The 19,380-nt window shown below is 70.5% G+C and carries 19 protein-coding genes and 1 pseudogene; 8 read left to right on the top strand and 12 right to left on the bottom strand.

The features are described 5' to 3' along the window. Positions 1–43: 43 nt before the first annotated feature. Positions 44–1,630, bottom strand: coding sequence for an FAD-binding oxidoreductase (locus CHR28_RS02455; RefSeq protein ID WP_094051711.1), 1,587 nt, complete (start codon positions 1,628–1,630; stop codon positions 44–46). Positions 1,631–1,934: 304 nt separating this feature from the next. On the opposite strand from CHR28_RS02455, the gene CHR28_RS02450 reads away from it, so the two are divergent. Next, a complete protein-coding gene (locus tag CHR28_RS02450; RefSeq protein WP_094051710.1) occupies positions 1,935–2,675 on the top strand; it encodes a class I SAM-dependent methyltransferase in 741 nt (246 codons plus the stop codon). Between the two features lie 215 nt (positions 2,676–2,890). Here CHR28_RS02450 and CHR28_RS02445 read toward each other — a convergent pair whose 3' ends face one another. Beyond that, a complete protein-coding gene (locus tag CHR28_RS02445) occupies positions 2,891–3,256 on the bottom strand; it encodes a MerR family transcriptional regulator (protein ID WP_094051709.1) in 366 nt (121 codons plus the stop codon). A gap of 571 nt (positions 3,257–3,827) precedes the next feature. Here CHR28_RS02445 and CHR28_RS02440 point away from each other — a divergent pair. Beyond that, positions 3,828–4,553, top strand: a complete 726-nt coding sequence (locus tag CHR28_RS02440) for a dienelactone hydrolase family protein (protein WP_094051708.1) — start codon at positions 3,828–3,830, stop codon at positions 4,551–4,553. A 21-nt stretch (positions 4,554–4,574) separates the two neighbouring features. Here the strand turns inward: CHR28_RS02440 and CHR28_RS02435 are convergent, their stop codons facing one another. The 5 genes and pseudogenes from CHR28_RS02435 to CHR28_RS02415 form a co-directional block, all read right to left on the bottom strand. After that, positions 4,575–5,180 carry a dihydrofolate reductase family protein gene (locus tag CHR28_RS02435; RefSeq protein ID WP_094051707.1) on the bottom strand — a complete coding sequence of 202 codons (606 nt, stop codon included), beginning with the start codon at positions 5,178–5,180 and terminating at the stop codon, positions 4,575–4,577. 141 nt (positions 5,181–5,321) lie between these two features. After that, positions 5,322–5,831, bottom strand: a complete 510-nt coding sequence (locus CHR28_RS02430) for a hypothetical protein (protein WP_094051706.1) — start codon at positions 5,829–5,831, stop codon at positions 5,322–5,324. Positions 5,832–6,091: 260 nt separating this feature from the next. Next, positions 6,092–6,208, bottom strand: a pseudogene (locus CHR28_RS38720) (DUF2795 domain-containing protein); the annotation flags it as partial. 134 nt (positions 6,209–6,342) lie between these two features. Further along, positions 6,343–6,777: a chromate resistance protein ChrB domain-containing protein gene (locus tag CHR28_RS02420; protein ID WP_094051705.1), complete on the bottom strand. Its 435-nt coding sequence runs from the start codon at positions 6,775–6,777 to the stop codon at positions 6,343–6,345. Continuing rightward, positions 6,774–7,292, bottom strand: coding sequence for a Chromate resistance protein ChrB (locus CHR28_RS02415; RefSeq protein ID WP_256984079.1), 519 nt, complete (start codon positions 7,290–7,292; stop codon positions 6,774–6,776). Before CHR28_RS02415 ends, CHR28_RS02420 begins: the two co-directional genes overlap by 4 nt. 291 nt (positions 7,293–7,583) lie before the next feature. Between CHR28_RS02415 and chrA the strand changes: the two genes are divergently transcribed. Further along, positions 7,584–9,005, top strand: a complete 1,422-nt coding sequence (chrA, locus tag CHR28_RS02410; RefSeq protein ID WP_256984078.1) for a chromate efflux transporter — start codon at positions 7,584–7,586, stop codon at positions 9,003–9,005. 356 nt (positions 9,006–9,361) lie between these two features. On the opposite strand, the gene CHR28_RS02405 is transcribed toward chrA, so the two are convergent. Beyond that, complete coding sequence (locus CHR28_RS02405) at positions 9,362–10,102, bottom strand: SDR family oxidoreductase (protein WP_094051704.1); 741 nt, start codon at positions 10,100–10,102, stop codon at positions 9,362–9,364. A 95-nt stretch (positions 10,103–10,197) separates the two neighbouring features. Between CHR28_RS02405 and CHR28_RS02400 the strand changes: the two genes are divergently transcribed. Together CHR28_RS02400 and CHR28_RS02395 are read left to right on the top strand one after the other, a co-directional pair. Next, positions 10,198–10,758 (top strand): TetR/AcrR family transcriptional regulator, encoded by a 561-nt coding sequence (locus tag CHR28_RS02400; RefSeq protein ID WP_094051703.1) that lies wholly within the window; start codon positions 10,198–10,200, stop codon positions 10,756–10,758. A gap of 189 nt (positions 10,759–10,947) precedes the next feature. Then, positions 10,948–11,733 (top strand): DUF1963 domain-containing protein, encoded by a 786-nt coding sequence (locus CHR28_RS02395; RefSeq protein WP_094051775.1) that lies wholly within the window; start codon positions 10,948–10,950, stop codon positions 11,731–11,733. A 167-nt stretch (positions 11,734–11,900) separates the two neighbouring features. On the opposite strand, the gene CHR28_RS02390 is transcribed toward CHR28_RS02395, so the two are convergent. Further along, positions 11,901–12,320: an SRPBCC family protein gene (locus CHR28_RS02390; RefSeq protein WP_094051702.1), complete on the bottom strand. Its 420-nt coding sequence runs from the start codon at positions 12,318–12,320 to the stop codon at positions 11,901–11,903. A gap of 51 nt (positions 12,321–12,371) precedes the next feature. Next, positions 12,372–13,382 carry an aldo/keto reductase gene (locus tag CHR28_RS02385; protein WP_094051701.1) on the bottom strand — a complete coding sequence of 337 codons (1,011 nt, stop codon included), beginning with the start codon at positions 13,380–13,382 and terminating at the stop codon, positions 12,372–12,374. A gap of 358 nt (positions 13,383–13,740) precedes the next feature. Here CHR28_RS02385 and CHR28_RS02380 point away from each other — a divergent pair, with 358 nt between their 5' ends. The 3 genes from CHR28_RS02380 to CHR28_RS02370 all read left to right on the top strand — a co-directional run bounded on the left by CHR28_RS02380 (position 13,741) and on the right by CHR28_RS02370 (position 16,830). Beyond that, positions 13,741–14,667, top strand: a complete 927-nt coding sequence (locus CHR28_RS02380; protein ID WP_094051700.1) for a LysR family transcriptional regulator — start codon at positions 13,741–13,743, stop codon at positions 14,665–14,667. 298 nt (positions 14,668–14,965) lie between these two features. Continuing rightward, positions 14,966–15,898 carry an NAD-dependent epimerase/dehydratase family protein gene (locus tag CHR28_RS02375; RefSeq protein WP_094051699.1) on the top strand — a complete coding sequence of 311 codons (933 nt, stop codon included), beginning with the start codon at positions 14,966–14,968 and terminating at the stop codon, positions 15,896–15,898. Positions 15,899–16,251: 353 nt separating this feature from the next. Next, positions 16,252–16,830, top strand: coding sequence for a hypothetical protein (locus tag CHR28_RS02370; RefSeq protein WP_094051698.1), 579 nt, complete (start codon positions 16,252–16,254; stop codon positions 16,828–16,830). A 380-nt stretch (positions 16,831–17,210) separates the two neighbouring features. On the opposite strand, the gene CHR28_RS02365 is transcribed toward CHR28_RS02370, so the two are convergent. Further along, positions 17,211–17,870 carry a response regulator gene (locus CHR28_RS02365; protein WP_094051697.1) on the bottom strand — a complete coding sequence of 220 codons (660 nt, stop codon included), beginning with the start codon at positions 17,868–17,870 and terminating at the stop codon, positions 17,211–17,213. Then, positions 17,867–19,279, bottom strand: a complete 1,413-nt coding sequence (locus CHR28_RS02360) for a sensor histidine kinase (RefSeq protein ID WP_094051696.1) — start codon at positions 19,277–19,279, stop codon at positions 17,867–17,869. The genes CHR28_RS02365 and CHR28_RS02360 overlap by 4 nt, the downstream gene beginning before the upstream one ends. Positions 19,280–19,380: the final 101 nt, after the last annotated feature.

Genomic DNA, 19,380 nt, shown 5'->3' with positions numbered 1-19,380 from the left:
GCCGGGCGGGTGCGTGGTGCCCGCCCGGCCCGTGCTGTACCGCTCAGTTGGCCGGCAGCTCGATCGACTGGGGGTGGCGGAAGAAGTTCCGCGGATCCCACTTCGCCTTGACGCGCTGCAGCCGCGGGTAGTTGTCCTTGTAGTACAGCTCGTGGCAGGACACCCCGGACCGGTTGAACGTGGGGTCGCTCAGGTCGTTGTCCGGGTAGTTGATGTAACAGCCGTCGGTGACGTCGTTCGGCACCGGGACGCCGCCCGTGTCGGCGTAGAGGTCCTGGTAGAAGGACCGCAGCCAGGTGACGTTCCGCTCGTCGTCCTCGGCCCTGTGCCAGTACGACTCGAAGTAGACCAGCCAGAGGGCGTCCCGGTGGGTCGCGGCGGTGGCGTGGTCGTCCAGGGCGCTGATCTGTCCGCGGACGGAGTTGATGACCAGGAAGCTGTACGGGTTGGGGTTGACCGTCTTCGTCAGGTACCGGTAGATCGTCTGCACCTGGTGCTCGGGGAAGGCGTCCTTCATGTAGGTCGACTTGTGGGAGGTCCGCAGACTGGGGCTGGTGATGGTCTCGCCGGCGGTCATGGTCCGCGCGGTGGCCTTGAGGAACGGCTGCTCCGTGATGTCGACGCCGCGCGGCTGCACGCCCAGCGCGTCGGACACGAACGCGATGAAGTCGTCCACCAGCTTGCGGGCGCCCGGGACGGTCGAGTCGATCTGCGCGACGAAGTTGAAGGTGCCCGAGTCGGCGTGCTGCAGGAAGATCCAGTGCCCCATGTCGATGTAGGGCGAGTCGAGGCTGCCGTGGGTCCTGGACCAGTCGGCGTACCGGGCCATGAAGGTCGCGAAGGCCTCTTCGGTGATGTCCTCCCACGACCAGGCCGCGAAGATGGAGAAGACGGTGGGCGGCGCCTTCGGCAGCAGGTCGCCCGGGTTGCCCTCGGCGCCGCGGCTGCGCATCCAGAAGCGCGTGACCACACCGAAGTTGCCGCCTCCTCCGCCGGCGACGGCCCAGGCCAGGTCGTGGTTCGGGTCCTCCGGGTCGCGAGTGGCGACGACGGCGCGCACCTCGCCCCGCTCGTCGACGGTGACGACCTCGACGGCGTAGAGGTGGTCGCTGAGGATGCCGTGCTTGCGCGAGAGGATGCCGTATCCGCCGCCGGAGAAGTGACCGCCGGCACCCGTGGCGTAGCAGCCGCCACCGGGGAGGGTGACGCCCCAGCCGATGTGCAGCGTCTCGTAGATCTTCAGGAGCGTGGCGCCGGGCTCGACCACGAAGGCGCCGCGGTCGTCGTCGAAGCCGACGTGGTCCATCAGCCGCAGGTCGACGATGATCTCCGTCTCGTCGTTGAAGACGAGGTTCTCGAAGCAGTGGCCGCCGCTGCGGACCGCGATGCGCTTGTTGTCGCGGACCGCCTCCCGGACGATTTCAACGACCTGCTCGGTGGTGGAGGGCAGGCGGATCGCCTCGGGAGAGGCCACATGCCGGTTGTTGCCGTGGCCCCTGATCATGTCGGGGTAGCGCGCGTCCTCGGGTGTCACGGTGGGGATGGCGTCGGTGTGGCGCCGCGGCGTCGTGCTCTGGGGGGTGGCCGGAGCCGGGTGGGTGTTGGCTACGGTGCTGTTCACTCGGTTCATGCTCCCGTCACTCGGTGTCATGCTCCCGCTTCGTGAGCTGGGGGTCCGGCGGGCTCGTTCGCTCGCCGCACCACCAGCGTCCGTGCTCCCGGCGGGGACGGTCCGGAACTCCACGGGCTATTTGTCAGGTACACCGATCTCGGTCGCCGTGAGGTGGTGTGGACCAGCCAACGAGCGACGATTTTCCGGCAGTTCGGGCTCTAGCGGTCGGCCTGTCAGGGTGGACGTGGGCCTCACCGCGGCGAGGACGGCCAGTGCCCTCGTCGTGTTGACCGCCCCCGGCAGGCAGTGCTGGAGTCGGCACGTGAACAGCATCCCCGCCAACCGGCGGTTCTGGAACCGGATCAGCAGCGCCTACCAGCACGAGCACGACCCGCACATCGGCGCCGCACCCCGGCTGTGGGGCATGTACTCCATCCCCGACGCGCACCTGCACGCCCTGGGCGACGTCACCGGCAAGCGCGTCCTCGAACTCGGCTGCGGCGCCGGCCAGTGGTCCAGGGCGCTCGCCGCCGAGGGCGCCACCGTGGTCGGGCTCGACCTGTCCGAAGCCCAACTCGCCGCCGCGGCCAGTGCGATGGGAGCAGCCCGCTACCCGCTGGTGCAAGGCGCCGCCGAACAACTCCCCTTCGCCGCCGACAGCTTCGATGTGGTGTTCTGCGACTTCGGTGGGCTCAGCTGGGCGCCCCCGCACCTGGCCGTCCCGCAGGCCGCACGCGTCTTGCGCCCGGGCGGACGTCTGGTGTTCAACGTCGCCAGCCCATGGTTCGAAGCGTGCTACGACGAAGCCGCCGCCCGCGTGACCACGACGCTGCAGCAGGACTACTTCGGGCTGGACACCATCGCCGAAGACGACGGCGCGACCAGCTATCAGCTCACCTACGGCGACTGGGTCAGGGTCCTGCGCGGCGCGGGTCTCGTCATCGACGACCTCATCGAGCCGCGGCCCGAACGCGGAACACCCAACGGCTACAACGAAACCGAACCACCCGACTGGGCCCACCGTTGGCCGTCGGAACTGCTCTGGGTAACCCACAAACCGTAAGGTCCCCGGTCCAGGCGGAACGGCAGATGTGGGGCACCTTCCTCGCGCCGGTCGACGACGGACTCGACCGCACTGCCAGGCGCGCCGACGCCTGGTCAACGCCTCCGTGCAGCCTCTCGGCGTCGACCAGGGGACGCCCCGGACGGCGAGCTGGTCACGCTTGCAGCCACCGCCGGGAGCGCGATGCAGTTTCGATCTCTTCGGGCGACGGCAGTTCAGGCATGAGGGACATCAGGCCGCAGCCGGGTGCTCGACTGCGAGTCCCGGCTCTGGGCACGGAGTTCCTCGTTGATGCGTCGGGCCTCTTCCAACTGGTCCTCGAGGATGACGATGCGGCAGGCAGCCTCGATGGGCGTTCCCTGGTCGACGAGTTCGCGGGCGCGAGCGGCGACGCGCAGCTGGTAGCGGGAGAACCGGCGGTGACCGCCTTCGGAGCGCAAGGGGGTGATGAGGCGGTGATCGCCCAGGGCGCGCAGGAAGGCGGGGGTGGTGCCGAGCATCTCGGCAGCCCGGCCCATCGTGTAGGCGGGGTAGTCGTCATCGTCGAGGTTGTCGACGGGGCGGGTACTGGCAGAGGGCATAGACCTCTTCTTCCTGGGGACGCATCGGGGGGCCCGGGTGCCGTACGGCACCCGGGCCCCGAGCTTTCAACACCATCTACCGGCACACCGTGCCGGCCTTCGTTGTCCGCAGGATCCGCCTGACAGGGCGGGGCTGCGGGGATCGCGGATGCGTGACCGGGGACCACCTTCCAATCCGGGGCCTGCGGTACCCGGGCGGACTCGTCCTCGCCCGGGCGATCCTGATGGCGTTCGGCTCCTTACCTTCGGTTACTCGACTGCACTCATGACGCGGCTACTGCTCGCGGCCCCCGACTCCTACCGGGGGCCGCGTACTGCTTGACCTGCGTGCGCGGCAATTCGTCTCTGCCGCGCCCTCATGGACTCTGGCTACAACAGAAACCATAGCCCTGACACACGGCAATGTCTACTGTGGCCGATGGAGATTTTCTGCTCCAGCGGGGCCTGGCAGCCCTCACACAGTGCGAACGGCGCCTTGGTCTGCGACCTCGGTCCGGGTGGGGAGATCCGCCTTCTGCCGTCAGCAGAGCACCGGCCTGACCGGGCCCGACGATCACTACAGTCCAGGCTCATGACGACGGTTACCACGCGCACGGTCGAATACGCGGCCGACAACCTGACGATGATCGGACACCTAGCGCTCCCGGCCGGTGGCGGCCGCCGGCCCGCGGTCCTGGTCGGGCCCGAGGGGGTGGGGCTCAGCGACGTCGAGCGCCGCCGGGCCGATGCGCTCGCCGAGCTGGGATACGTGGCCCTGGCCTTCGACCTCCATGGCGGGCGCTATCTGGACGACCCTGAGGAGATGCTGGCTCGTTGCATGCCGCTGCTCGCCGACCCCGACCGGATGCGAGGCATCGGCCACGCGGCGCTCGACGTGCTCCGCGCCGAGCCGCGGACCGACCCGGACCGGATCGCCGCCATCGGCTACGGCACCGGGGGCGCGATCGCGCTGGAACTCGGGCGCGACGGCGTCGGCCTGCGCGCGATCGCGACAGTCAACGGACTCACCACGGGCCGACCAGGCGAGGCAGCGCGCATCCGCTGCCCGGTGTGGGCCGGGGTCGGGTCGGAAGACCCGATCATGCCACCTGCCCAACGGGACGCGTTCACCGCCGAGATGCAGGCCGCGGGCGTCGACTGGCGCCTCGTGGTCTACGGCGGCGCCCTGCACGCCTTCCATCACCCACCGGTCGACCACAACACGCTCCCCGGGGTCGGCTACCACCCCGAGCACGCCCGGCGAGCCTGGCGAGACGTCATCGACCTACTCACCGAGTGCCTGCCCACAACGGAGTGACCCTGGTCGCCGATCCCGGAACTAGTAGCTGTCGTAGCCGGGCTTGCCGGCCGGGCGGTAGACGCCGACGACCGTGCCGCTCTTCGTCGTCGAGACGCTGACCGGTTCCAGAGCCGTGGGGACCGCTCCGTCGGCGAAGAGTCGCTTGCCGGTGCCGATGATCACCGGATGGATGGTCAGCCGGTACTCGTCGACCAGGTCGTGCCGCATGAGCGTCTGGGCGAGGTCGCCGCTGCCGACGACGTTGATGTCGCCGCCCTCGGATGCCTTCAGCTCGCGCACGGCGTCGGCGACGTCGCCCTGCAGCAGCGTGGAGTTCTCCCACTCCAGGGAGGTCAGGGTCCGGGACGCCACGTACTTGCGCATGCTGTTCATGCGCTCGGTGAACGGGTTGTCCGGGTCGGCGGTCGGCCAGTACGCCGCGAAGATGTCGTACGTCTTGCGGCCGAGCAGCATCGCGTCGGCGGGCTCGTACCAGCCGGCGATGGCCGCGCCCACCTCGTCGTCGGAGACCGGCTTCTGCCAGCCGCCGTGCTCGAAGCCGCTCTCGGGGTCCTCGTCCGGGCCGCCCGGTGCCTGCATGACGCCGTCCAGCGACAGGAACGTGCAAACGATGATCTTGCGCATGGTGCGCTCCCTTCGTGTCGAGGGATGGACTGCGCGACCATCGGAAACTCATCGGATTCGGCCCGCACTGCACCACCGCCCGCTTCTGCCGGGTCAGCCGAGATCACGGCACCAGCCGAGATCACGGCACTTGGCGCCGGGTCACAGACGGGGCTTGGTCTCCCAGCGGGGGCCCATGTCCGGGGTGTCGGTTCCCGCCAGTTCGGTCACCAGGCGGTGCACCCGTGTCAGATCGTGCAGCAGCGCCCGCGTCTCGTTCGGCGGCATGTCCGCCCGCCGGGCGATGTCGTCCAGCAGCACGGCATCGCCGTCGTGTGCCGCCTGCCCCGCCGACACCGCCTGGAACACCCGCTCGTGCTCCTGGGTGTACTCTTGGCGCTCGTCCTCGACGAACGTCCGTTCCGCGCCCGCCGCCGCCGGGTCCTTGATCTGCTCCTCGGCCAGATCGCCGGGGCGCCACTGCTGCTTGCCGCGGTGCTGCGCCGCGATCCGGTCGTCGTGCGTCACGGAACCGCCGTGGCGCAGATGCGTCCGCTGCTTGGAGGCGCCCGTGGTCTCGTTGCGGGCGCTGGGGCTCTCGCCCGCGGCCGCCGCCTCACGGGCCGCGGCCCTGCGCTGCTCCTCGTTGCCTTCCATCTTCTTGCCGGCCATGGTGCTCTCCCGTCCTCGTGCTCTGCCGTTCCTCCCGTTCCTCCCGTCGGTGTCAGCTGTCCAGTTCCTCCTGGATCGGCGGCTTCGGCGCGTCCCGCAGATGCTGGGACTGGCCCGGGCCTGCCGCCCTTGCGTGCCTGCTCGGCGCGATGTGCGGGACTCAGGCCGAGGTCGGAGGCGGGGTCCACCCGTACCGACCGCGCCACCTCGTCCTTGTTCGCGTACTCGTCCGGCGGGATGGCGCGCAGCGCCGCCACGACCTCCTTCGATCCGCCGCCCGACCTGCGGGCGGCCTCCACCAGTTCGTCCTTGGTCGCCGGGAAGTCGACGTCCTTCAGGGCGTCCACGACCTCCCGGGCACTCGTGCCGTGCACCATGGCTTGCTCTCCGTTCCGATGTGTGGCTCGCGGCCGCCGGGTACCCCGGCACCGCCAACCGTTTCGCCCCTTTTCCGTCCTGATGGCGAACCTGGCTCCGGCGGAGTGTGAGCGGGCACGGCCCGCGGCTCGCGTCAGGCGGGTTCGCGGCCCAGGAGGCTTGCGCGGCGGTAGTACTCGTACAGGCCGTCGAAGACGGGCTTGGTGACGGTCATGGTGTGCTCGTCGTCGCCGATCATCGACAGGCCGCGCAGGACGACGTCGAGGCCGGGGGCTTCGGGGGCGTCGAAGCGTTCGTCGTCCAGGTCGGCTTCGTGGATGATCTCGGCGATGCGCTGCAGGGCCGGGTCGTCGGTGAGGTCGTAGCGGCGCAGGATGGTCTCGAAGCTGCAGTCGCCGTGGTGGTGGCCGAGGTCGGCGCCGCGCATGTCGAACGGGGTGGCGTCGTCAGGTACATGGGCGAGGTCGGCGACGCACACGAAGGTGGCGTCGGGGTCGATGAATCGGCGGATCAGCCACGCGCAGGCGGCGCGGTCGATGTGGATGCCGGCGCGGGTGGCCCACTTCATGCGTTCTCCTCGGTGGGGGTGCGGGTGGGGTGCAGGGCGTTGACGGCTGTTTCGGCGGCGCGCCTGGCCGGTGGGGGGAAGTAGTCGCGACGGTGGATGCGGCGCAGTTCGGCGCGGAGCCGCCGCAGAGCACGGTGGCGTTCGTCCTCGGTGAGCGTGCGGGCTTGTTCGGCCTGGGCCATGACCTGCTGGTACTCGGTGGTCCGGGCTTCGGCCATGCTCTGGGCGAGCCGGCGTTCCTGGGTCGTGCTGCCGGGCTGGGCGAGCCAGACGGTGGCGGTGCCGCCGAACCCTTCGATCTCCTCGGCGATCCAGTCGATGTGCTCGCGGGTGCGGGCGTCGGCGGGCAGGGCGATCAGGCCGTCGCCGATCTGGGCGACGCCGAGTCGCTTGAGCTTGCGCCAGACGGTGATGCGCGGGGTGGACGGCTCGCGCGGCAGCCGGTACGAGAGCAGCACCCACTGCCCCGCACCGCCACTGGCCACGGTCTGCTGCGGAAGGCTGCCTTCGCTCACCTGTGCGTGCTCCTGCGCCCTTCGGCGTGCCGTGTCACGTGGAACGTTCCTTCCTCGCCGTCGACTGCGCCGGCGGCCGGTTGCGGGCGCGACATGAAGTCTTCATGTTCCTCGCCGTAAGGCGCCCTTCCCTCAGCCACCCGAAGCGATGTAACCATGGTTACATCACCCGGCGGGGACGTGGACGGTGCCGGAGGCGACATCCTTCGGCGCCGGCCCGTCCCCGCTCTGTGCTGTGGGGCTTCGCCGGATGGTGCCGCCCTTGCCGCTCACGACCGGACGGAGACCCCGGTGACCGCCGCCGATCACTCCCCGCTGCCCGCCTCCGAGACTGCCCCGCGCGGGCAGGACATCTCTCAGGGCGGGGATCTCATACCGTTCCGGCAGGCGGTGAGGACCTGGTTCGCCATCTCACTGCAGACCTTCGGCGGCCCGGCCGGGCAGATCGCGGTCATGCAGCGCACTCTCGTCGAGGACAAGCGGTGGATCGGACAGCAACGCTTCAACCACGCCCTGTCCTACTGCATGCTGCTGCCCGGCCCCGAGGCCCAGCAGCTCGCCACCTACATCGGCTGGTTGCTGAACGGCACGCGCGGAGGGCTGGCCGCCGGCACCCTGTTCGTGATCCCCGGCGTCGTGGCGCTGCTGGCTCTGCCGGCCATCTATGTCGCCTTCGGCACGACGGCCGCGGTCACCGGACTGTTCGCCGGGCTCGCCCCGGCGGTGGTCGCGATCGTCGCGCAGGCGGTGTGGCGGGTCGGCCGCCGCTCCCTGACCCACCCGGCGCTGATCGCCCTCGCGGTGGTCTCCTTCGCTGCGCTCGCCCTGTTCGCCGTGCCGTTCCCGGTGGTCATCGCCGCCGCAGCCGTCGTCGGCTGGCTGCTTGCCCGCCTCGCCCCGCACACCCTCCAGCCGTCGGCCCCGCGCGCGGCCGAAGGCGGGCCCGCCCCGCTGATCCCCGACGACGCGCTCCACCACGAGGCGCCCGGCCGCCGCCGGGCTCTGCGGATCCTGCTCGTCGGCCTGCTGCTGTGGGCCGTGCCGGTCGCCGCCGTCGCCATCCTGACCGGCTCGGGCAGCGTGTTCACCACGCAGGGCCTGTTCTTCTCCGGCACCGCGCTGGTCACCTTCGGCGGCGCCTACGCCGTCCTCGCCTACGTCGCCCAGCAGGCCGTCCAGCACTACGGCTGGCTCAGCGCCGGGGAGATGGTCCGCGGCCTGGCCCTCGCGGAGACCACCCCGGGACCGCTGATCATGGTCGTGCAGTTCGTCGCGTTCCTTGGCGCCTACCGCGACCCCGGCGCCCTCAACCCCTGGGCCGCCGCCCTCCTGGGCGCGCTGCTGACCACGTGGGTGACGTTTGTGCCCTGCTTCCTGTTCATCTTCCTCGGCGCCCCCTACGTCGAGCGTCTGCGCTGCAACCACACCGTCTCGGCCGCCCTGACCGGCATCACCGCCGCCGTCGTCGGTGTCATCGCCAACCTCGCCCTGTACTTCGCCGAACACACTCTCTTCGCCGGCGTCGACACCGTGACCGCCGGGCCGCTGAAGCCGGCCGTACCGGACTGGTCGACCCTGCGGCCGACCGCGCTGGCCATCGCCGTAGTGGCCGTGGTGCTGATCTTCAAGGTGCGCTGGAGCGTCCTGCGCACCCTGGGCGTCAGCGCCGTCCTCGGGCTGAGTGCCGCCCTGGCCGGTGTTCCCGGCATCTGACCTCATGCTTCCGACAGCGGCGCCTGCCCGGTCGCCGGGTCTTCGCGCGGCCGCAGGAAGCGCACCGGGTGACGGAGGACGCCTTCGTCAACGGCGGTACCGGCGAGGAACTCCGCCTCCGGAGTCGGGGCGCACGGCGCGGTACTCCGACTCGGCAGAAGTCGCGTGACCTCGCCCTCGGTTCCCGCCGGTCACCGATACCGCGAGCAGGATGCCCTGGCCATCGGGAATGACTGCCGCTTGCTGCCAGGGCGTGCCCGGCCGGCCGGACTGGGTCCGCTCTTGGACCCGCGCCCGGTCCTGGCGTGGAAGGAGTCGCTCACCGCCCGCGACCGGGCCGACCATGGCAGCAGGTGTCATGCCTGGACAGTGGGACGGACGTTGATCTCGCCGATCTCGACGTCATCGGGCTGCTCGATCGCGAAGGCGACCGCGCGGGCGACCGCCGAAGGAGGGATGCCCATCGCCTCCATGTTCTTGCGCGTCTGCTCGCGGATGTGCGGATCCGCCATGGAGCCGGCGAGATCGGTGCGGACGTATCCCGGCGAGATGGCGGTCGTGCGCACCACCCCGTCGGTGGACTCCGTGCGCAGTCCCTCGTGCACGGTGCGCACCGCGTTCTTGGTCGCGGCGTAGACAGCCATCGAGGGAGATACGGACAGACCCGCCACGGAGACGATGCTGACGAGGTGGCCCGACCCTTGCGCCCGGAAGACGGGCAGCGCGGCGGCGACACCGTTGAGCATGCCCCGGAGGTTGACGTCGATCATGGCCGACCACCCTTCCGTGTCCAGGGCGGCCAGCGGGCTGATCGGGGCGATGCCGGCGTTGTTCACCAGTACGTCGATACGGCCGAACTGGTCGATGGTGCTGGAGACCAGGCGCTGCAGGTCCTCGGGCTTGGTGACATCGACGACGCACGCGGCAGCTCGGCCCCCCGCCTCCCGGATGTCCTGTGCGATGGCGTTGACGCGCTCGCCGCGGCGCGCTGCGAGGACGACCGCGGCGCCGCGCTGGGCGAGCAGACGAGCCGTGGCTTCGCCGATGCCGCCACTCGCTCCGGTGATGGCGACGATCTTGCCGTGCAGAGAGAGCATCACTGCCTCCAAGTAAAGTGGACACGTGTCCGCTGTGCGATTCACCCTAGCGGACACGTGTCCACTTGTCAGGGACGGAACTTCGGGAGAGGCCTATGAACACGCCGGCACGCCGACCGGATGCGGCGCAGAACCGGACCCGCATCGTGGAGGCCGCCCGCGCAGCCCTCGCCGAGTCCCGCCACGTCCACCTCAACGAGATCGCCAAGCGCGCCGGGGTGGGACAGGGAACGCTCTACCGGAACTTCCCCAACCGCGAAGCGCTCCTCGCCGAGGTCTACCGGCGCGACGTCGAAGAACTGGTGACCGCCGCCTCCGCTCTGCTGGCGGAGCACGAGCCCGTGGAAGCCTTGCGTCACTGGCTCGACCGAGTGATCGACTACGCCGAGATCAAGCGCGGCGTCCTGGCAGCGCTCGAGCCGGCGGCGTGGCAGGACCTCGTCACCCACAGCCAGAACCCCATTGAAGGCGCCCTCACTCACCTGCTGGACGCCGGGAAAGCGGCCGGTTCCCTCCGCACGGACGTGGACGCCCACGGAGTCCTCCTGCTCGTCGCCTACCTCGGCCGACTGGACAGGGAGCATTGGGAATCAATGGCGCGGCCTTTGATGAGCGTCATCCTCGACGGCCTTCGCCGACAGGACGCGGACCGGTGAAGACAGCAGACCACCAGGGACATCTCGTCGCCAGGTGGTGTCCGCTGCCGCCCGAGCCACCCGGGTGGCTCCCGCCTGACGAGTTGGCGCACCTTCGGTCCGACACGCAACGGTACCCGCGTCAACTGCGATAGCCGGTGCGGGAGTTGAGACCGTTCGATGTCAGTGAGGCCTGACATGATCGCGGACATGACCACTGCGATCGTGCAAGAGCTCGTTCTGAGGACGGCCGAGCAGCGTGGCGTTCCGGAGGCAGTGGCACAGGAACTCCTCGCCGACTCCCGGCCGTGCCTTCACCTGGTCCCCTTCGAGGGCCTGACGCCCGCCCAGCAGCAACAGGCCCGTCCCGCCGCGCGCACGGGAGGCCTCCCATGCCTGCCGGACGGCGTCGACTGGCCCGATGGGCGCCAGCCTCTGGTACTGACCATCGATTGTGCAGCGCTCCCTCGGGAAGCCCTGGACATCGAACTGCCGCCCGACGGAAGCCTGTTGTTCTTCGCCGCGATCGAGTACGAGCCGGAGTCCTCGGCGGTACTCCACGTCCCCGCCGGCCTGCGGACCACACAACGCTCGGCGGCATACGAGCTCGACGGGGAGCCGGAGCAGGTCCGGGTCTACCAGGAGGATGTTCTGTATCCGGTGCCGGGACTGACCGTCTCACCCGATTGGCGCGACGCCCCGGCGACCAGCGCGTTCCTGGACAGTGGCGCGGACCACGACGACATACTGGACGACTTCGAGGACTCCGTGCGCGACGCGGCAGCGGGCGGCGCCTCACACGGAGTCGCCGTCCAACTGGGCGGTTTCTCCAGGCCTTGGCAGTCAGCACCGGACGAGGGCGACCTCGTCCTCCTCGCGCAGATACACGGTCAGTCGATCGACCGCCACGTCTACACCCAGACCCTCATCGTCGGCACCCGCGAGGACATCGCCGCGCGCCGGTACGAAGCCTTGGAGTTCGAGCAGCAAGTCTGAACAGCCACCGGTTGCCACCGTTTTCCTCAGCACGGCTCCAGCTCCCTTGTGGCGGTGCGGCTTCCCCGAGGGACGCCGAAGTTCGGTGACCGGCGGGCGGGCCGCCGTTGGTCCATCGCCGTCGACGCGGACACCTCGTGGGCGGCCCGAAAGCTGCCTTCGCGGCGTCAGGCGGCGAGGGTCTTGTGGAGGGCGTCGAGGCCGTCGTGGTAGATGCCGGTGAACAGGTCCACGACCTCGTTCTCCGCGGCGCCGTCCGGGTTGAAGCGGCCGGACCACTGGACCTCGGCGGCGTTCTCCTCGCCGGGGACCGTATGGACCCGGAGGGTGGACACGTAGCCGTCGACGGGGAACGGGGCCTGGAGGATGACGTAGCTGTAGTGGCGCTCGGTCTCGTTGAAGTCGACGAGCCGCTCGGTGATGACCTCGCCCTCGGCATTCTTCAGCCGGCGCACCCGGCCACCCTCGAGTGCGGTGCTCTCGGGAATGTAGGGAAGCCAGTCGGGCAGGGAGTCGAAACCGCCGATGAGGCTCCAGACCTCGTCGGGTGAGGCGGGCACGATGCGGCTGACGGACGTGGAGGCCATGGTCGTTCTCCTGGATCGTGATGTGGGGGGGGGCAAGCGCGTGGGGTGGGGTCAGGCGCCCTCGGGCAGCGGGGCGGCCGGGCTCACCAGACCGCTCGCACGCAGGTCGCGCCAGAACGCGGCCGGGACGTCCTCGTCCAGCGCGGCAAGGTCCTCGGCGATGCGGCTGGGCCGGGTGGCGCCGGGGATGACGGCGGCGGCCACGGGGTGGGCGAGGGAGAACTGCAGGGCGGCGGCCTTGATGCTGACGCCGTGCTCGCCGGCGAGGGCCTTGAGCCTGCCGACGCGTTCGATGATCTCCGGCGGGGCCTGCTGGTACTCGAAGTGGCTGCCACCGGCGAGGATGCCGGAGCTGTAGGGGCCGCCGACGACCATGTCGACGTTCTGTTCCTGGGCCATGGGCAGCAGCCGCTGCAGGGCGTGGTCGTGGTCGAGGAGGGTGTAGCGGCCGGCGAGGAGGAAGCCGTCGGGACGAGGCTCGTCCAGGGCGAGGGTCAGCTCGATGGGCTCGGTCTTGTTGACACCCAGGCCCCAGGCCTTGATGACTCCCTCGTCGCGCAGCCGGGACAGCACGCGGAAGGCCCCGGTGCGGGCCTCCTCGAACTTCTGCAGCCATGCGTCGCCGTGGAAGTCCTGGGCGATGTCGTGGACCCAGACGATGTCGAGCCGGTCGACACCAAGGCGCTTGAGGCTGCCCTCAATGGAGCGCTCCGTGGCCTCGGCGGTCCACTCGTGAAGGATCTTGTTGGGGTTGCCGTGCTCGAACAGACCGCCCTTCTCGCCGAAGTCGGGAACGTCGGTCTCCTGCTCGTCCAGGATGACCCGGCCGACCTTGGTCGACAGCACGTACGCATCGCGCGGCTCGGCGGAGACGACCTGGCCCAGGCGCTCCTCGGCCAGGCCCGCGCCGTAGAAGGGCGCCGTGTCGTAGTAGCGGATGCCCTGCTCCCAGGCGGCCTTGACGGTGGCGCGGGCCTCGTCGTCGGGGATCGCGCGGAACATGTTGCCCAGCGGGGCGGTGCCGAAGCCGAGTCGGCCGGGAAGGATGTTCTTGAGGGACATGCTGCTGCCTTTTCGATCGGTGTGTCCGCACCGAGACCTCTCCGCCTCGGTCGGCGCGCATTAGTTGCACGCGCGCTTTATTGCGTCAGACGGTAGTTGCAGACGCGGGGTAAATGCAAGTGGCGTCAGCGCCGGGTAGGTGGTCGTCGTCTGCCGGCCGGGCCGGGCCGCCGCTGCGGACACGGATGAGGCCACCGCCCCCGGCCCGGCCTGCACCGGCTCCGAGTAGGGGGCTCCGAGTAGGGCGGTGTGGCCCTCAAGCAGCCCGGCCGTCTGCCGTCCCCGATCAGATCGGGCAGGCGGACCCCTCCGCCCGTCGGAAGATGGATGCCTCACGAGGCTGACATAGCATCGCTGGATGCCATCTCTTCGCGCGCTGGAATGCCTCATCGCTGTCGCGGACACCGGATCGATCACTCGAGCCGCCTTGCTGCTGCACTCCTCGCAACCGGCCGTGTCCCATCAGATCGCTTCACTGGAGCGCGAAGCCCGCACGGCCCTGCTGCGTCGCGAGGCACGCGGGGTCAGGCTCACCGCCGCAGGGCGGGTCGCGGTCGCTGACGCCCGGAGGGCGGTCGAGGCGGCTACCGCCGCCGTACGGTCGGCGCGGGCGGTGGGAGAGGCCGGGGGCGGGTTGCTGCGGATCGGCTGCGCGCAAAGCCTTACCGTCGCCTTGCTCGCCCCGGTGCTCCGCCACTGGCACCGACGCCACCCGGAAGTGACCATCACTCTGCATGAGCTCGCCGTCATGGACGAGGCACTGGGGCTGGTCGAGTCCGACGAGGTCGACGTCGCCGTGCTGCCGGACCCGCCATCCGACCGTTTCCAGGTGACTGCTGTCGCCGAGGAGGAGATCGTGCTGGCTGCGCCCACCGGCCATCCACTGGCCCAACGGGCCTCAGTGCGGATCCAGGACCTCGATGGCGCGCCACTGGTGCACTACACGGCGCACAACCGCCTCGGCGCATGGCTCGACGAGTCCTTCGCCCGGGCCGGTGTGCACCCGGAGGCGGTCATGCGCACGTCCGTCACTGCTACGGCACCCCAACTCGCCGCCGCCGGACTGGGCGTCGCGGTCTGTCCGGTAAGTGCGGTCAGTGCGGGCTTTCCTGGTGTGGTCCGGCCGTTCTCGCCGCGGTGGACCAGACAGTTGATGGCTGTGACATCCGGCGACACCGATCCGCTCGTCGCGCGGTTCATCGCGGGGTTGCGCCGTCACGGAGTACGGGTCCCCCGCAGCGTACAGACACAGCTCGACGCAGGCGTCGTGGTCGCGGGCGAGTGACCACAGGCACTCCCCCGCTGTTGGGCAACTGCTCGTCGAACACTTTCCTCCCGGCCGGGGTCAGCCCGTGGGCGTGACTCGCCGACACCCCGAGACTTTTGGGCGACCCGCCGAAGGCCCGTAGCTGCGTAGGGGCGCTCCGGCGTCAGGACGAGGCGAGCCATCCAAAAGTTCTTTGGCATCCCGTCTACTCATGAATGGCTTCGAGGGAACAGCGGACGGCCCGTGATCGCTGCACACCACATGGCCTCCCGCCCACAGCGAGCGGGAAGCGTCCTACACGAGAGAGAAGGCTCCCATGTCACAGGCATTCGTCACGGGTGGCTCCGGTTTCATCGGACGGGCCCTGATCCGCCGGCTTGTCAGCGAAGGTCATACGGTCCGCGCACTGGTCCGCAGCCAAGCGTCGGCCGACAAGGTCGCGGCCCTCGGCGCGCAGCCCGTGCAGGGCCGGTTGACGGAGGCGGCCAGCTGGCAGGACGCGGTGGCGGGCAGCGAGGTGCTGTTCCACCTCGCCGCCGAGACAGACATCACCGCCGACCGCGAGCGCCAGGAGCAGGTGACGGTCGGTGGCACCCGAGCGGCTGTGGCAGCAGCCCGTACCGCAGGGGTCGCCACCTTCGTCCACTGCGGCAGCGAGTCCGCGCTCCTGGCCGGCGAACCGCTGCTGGACGTGGACGAGACCGCACCGCTGCGGCCGGACTCCGAAGCCGCCTACTGCGCGGTCAAGGCCATCTCCGAACAGGTCGTGCTGGACACCAACGCACCGGGCTTCACCACCGTCTCCATACGGCCACGGTTCGTCTGGGGCCCTGACAGCAGCCTGACCGAAAGCCTGGCCGCTGCGGCCAAGGCCGGGCAGTTCGCCTGGATCGACGGCGGCCGGCACACCACCGATGTGACGTACGTGGACAACGCCGTCGAGGGCCTGATCCTCGGATGGCGGCACGGCCGGCCGGGGCAGGCGTACTTCGTCACCGACCAGCATCCGGTCATCCTGCGGGACTTCCTGGAGACGGTCTTCTCGCTCTACGGCGTCGACGCGCCCATCCCCGACATCGACGCAGAGACCGCAGCACAGGTCGTTCCGGTACCCGCCCGGTGGTTCATCGGACAGTCGTGCACGCTGCGCACCGACAAAGCCGTGACGGAACTGGGATACCGGCCCATCGTCCCGCATGACGCCGGTTTCGCCGCCGTGAAGGAAGCGCTCGCCTCCGACGCCGCGTGACGGCCTGGCGGGGTCGCACCTGACCGTGCTGCCGGCCCTACTGGGTGGAGCCGGGGCGGAGGGGTGAGCGCACCCTTCTCCGATCTGGCGCTGGGCCCGCGCCGAGTCGTGCCCGGTGCGGCGGCGACCAGCGGCTCAGACCGATATTCGGGCCATCGCGATGTACCCCTGGTACGAGATACTGGCCCCTTCAGTGGGGTCGGCTGGAAGCAACTGCGCACGGTGGAGACAAGGAAAGCCGGCTTCCGCCGCGGATGCACCCGAAGCAAGCACCGGCCGTACCAGCACGCCGTGCTGCGGCAGAAGAAGTGCTGTACTCCGGCGTTGTCGGTGGTGCCCGGTAGGTTGCGATCATGGGTGTCTATCTGGTGAGTGTCGCTGCGCAGGACTGGTCGCGGCCGGGGGAAGACGGGTACGGGGACGTCGCCGCGGCGCTCAACACCGAGCTGGAGCGACGCGGGCTGCCCCGTTACGAGCTGTGGCAGAGCGGACGGGAGGCGCCGGGCTGGTTCGAGGAGAAGGTCAGTCCGTCCATGGACGGCTTCGTGGCGCTGTGCAGGACGCTGCTGACCGACGCGGAGCTGTCGACCCTCCTCGACTGGAGCGTGCTGGTGCCGTTCGCGCTGGAGGAGGAGATCGTGCTCCCCGTCGGCACCGCCTACTCCGGCGAGGAGACAGTGGTCGCCGGGGCCTCGCGGGTACTCGCCCTGGCCGAGCGGCTGGCCGGTGCCGTGGGACTGCCCGTGGATGCGATACCGGCGGGCGAGAACCTCGCGCTGAGCCTGTGGTTCCTGCAGGGCGGGGCGGAGCGGACCGCCCGGGAGCGGCCGGGAACGTGGGCCGAGGACCAAGACGCGGCGTTCTACGTGGCGCTCTACCTGCGCGCCGCGCAGTACTGCCTGCGGTCCGGCTGCCCGATGACGTACTCCTGAGCCACTGCGGCGTCCGGGCCCGACAGACGCCAGCGACAGCGCTGTTCGCGCCCAGTCGACGAGGGAGCCCCCGACCCGTTCTCGTTCTGGCGCGGGGCATGGCGCGAGCCTGTGGGAGGGCCGGCCATCCGGGGTTCGTAGGCCTTCGTGGCGGCCGGCCAGGTACCGCTCATTCGTAGGCCTTCGGCGCGGCCGGCGAGGTACCGCTCAAACGCCTACGGCGTGCCGTCGCCCCCCCGTCGGCTGGTTTTTCGCGCGTGGCCAGGCCTCGATGTCCACGGTGCCTCGCTGCGCTTTCGCCGAGTACTTCACACCTCTGCCCGCCCGTGCGGTGATGTTGGGGGTGGTCGGGCGGGCGGAGTCATCCGCACCGGGGGTGTTCACGGCAGCAGGCGCTGTTCCTTCGCGACGGCTACGGCGCCCGCGCGGTTGTCCACTGCCAGCTTGTCGTAGATGCGGCGCAGGTGGGTCTTGACCGTGGCCTCGCTGATGAACAGGGCCCGGGCGATGTCGCGGTTGCCGAGGCCGCGGGCGAGCTGGGCCAGGATGTCGCGCTCGCGGCCGGTGAGGGCCGGGCGCGGGCTGCGCAGGCCGGCCATGACCCGGCTGGCGACCGGCGCGGAGAGCGCCGGACGACCTTGGGCAGCGGCGTGGATCGCGGCGAACAGTTCCTCCGGGCGTTCGGCCTTGAGCAGGTAGCCGGTGGCGCCCGCCTCGATGGCGCGGGTGATGTCGGCGTCCGTGTCGTAGGTGGTGAGCACGAGGACGTGCGGGGATGCGCCGGGGGCGGTGGTGAGGCGGCGAGTGGTTTCCACGCCGTCGATGCCCTCTCCCAGCTGGAGGTCCATCAGCACCACGTCCGGGGACAGCCTCGCGGACAGGGCGAGTGCCTCCTCGCCGGTTGCCGCCTGGCCGACCACCTCGATGCCCGGGGCACTGTCGAGCAGGGCGAGCAGTCCGGCTCTGACGACCGCGTGGTCGTCGCAGACCAGGATGCGCACAGGGGTATGGCCCGGGGCCGGGGCTGCGGGGTGGGTCATGGGGTTGTCTCCAGGGGGACGACGGCGGACAGGACGGTGCCCTCTCGCCGCGTCGACTCGACGGTCAGGGTGCCGCCGAGCTGCCCGAGCCGGGCCCGCATGGCGGGCAGACCGTGGCCGCGCGTCCCGGCCGGTACGGCCGCTGCCGCCGGGTCAAAGCCGCGGCCGTCGTCCGTGACGTCCAGGACGACCTGGTCCTCGAGGACGGTGAGGGTGAGCACCGCGGTGGTCGCGCCGGCGTGTTCCCGGACGTTGGCCAGGGCTCCCTGGGCGACGCGCAGCAGGGCCGACTGGACGCGGTCCGGCAGCAGCGGGGTCCGTGCTCCGGCGTCCACGTTGACGCGCACGCTGAGGTGGTCGCCGGACTCGCGCGCGGCCAGGGCGTGCAGTGCGACGTCGAGGCTGCCGCGGGTGAGGTCAGCGGGGGCCAGGTCGTGAACGAAGCGCCGGGCCTCGGCGAGGTTGTGCTCGGCGACGGAGGCGGCGGACCGCACGTGGGCGCGTGCCTTGCCCGGTTCGGACTCCCATACCCGTTCCGCTGCCTGGAGGAGCATGCGCTGGCTGGACAGCCCCTGGGCGAGGGTGTCGTGGATCTCCATGGACAGCCGCTGGCGTTCGGTGAGGGTACCGGCGCGGCGCTCGGAAGCGGCAAGTTCGCGGCGGGTGCGCAGCAGGTCGTCGATCAGGGAGCGTTGCCGGGCGGCCTGTCTGCGGGTCTGCAGGAACACGGCCGTGGCGATGGCGGCGACAGCCGGGGGTGCGAGCAGCTGGTTCGGGTCGAGGTGCCCGGCGAGTCTGACCTGCGCGGCGACGACGAACGCCGTCAGTACGGCGACCAGGACGAGTGCCGCCCGAGTCGGCAGGGTGCGCAGGCCGGTGTAGAAGAGCGGCACCGCGCACCAGGAGTAGCTCGGCGCGAGGACCACGAGCACCATCCACACGACGACGACCAGCGCGAGCCAAGCGGGTCCGAGCCAGGAGGGCCGGGGACCGGACGATGGCCGGGCTGTGGACGATGGCTGGGCTGTGGACGATGGCTGGGGGGTGGACGATGGCCGAGGGTGGGACGGGCGTAGGGGCGTCGGTTGGTCGCGGGCGGGTGCGCGGTGCGGCCGACGGGTTCGGAGGTGTCGGAGGGGGCGGAGGGACCACAAGCGGGCGGCCCGGCTACGGTCCGGCGCCTGCGGGGCCGCTCGCTGCCGGTCCGGTCCCGCCGTCCCATCGGCAAGAGCGGGCCCCAGCAGGTGCAGGACAGCCAGGGCGCACGACAGGGCGATGATCCACGGCGTACGGGGCTCACCCGGGTGGCGTGTCAGGAAGCGGGCCAGGGCACCACCGAGCAGCAGGAAGAACGCCGCGTGCAGCACGGCGCCCAGCCACCGGTCGTGCGAGTCGTGCGGCTTCGGCATCCGCCCATACCTCCCTTCCAGCCGTTCTTCTCTCCCGCTCGCTCACGCGGAACTGCGCAAACACTGCCATTGTCGCGGCTCGGGACGAGGTGGGGGTCAAC

The organism is Streptomyces sp. XY006 (assembly GCF_002237655.1).
GTDB lineage: Bacteria > Actinomycetota > Actinomycetes > Streptomycetales > Streptomycetaceae > Streptomyces > Streptomyces levis.
This window is presented reverse-complemented; position numbering and strand designations above follow the sequence as displayed.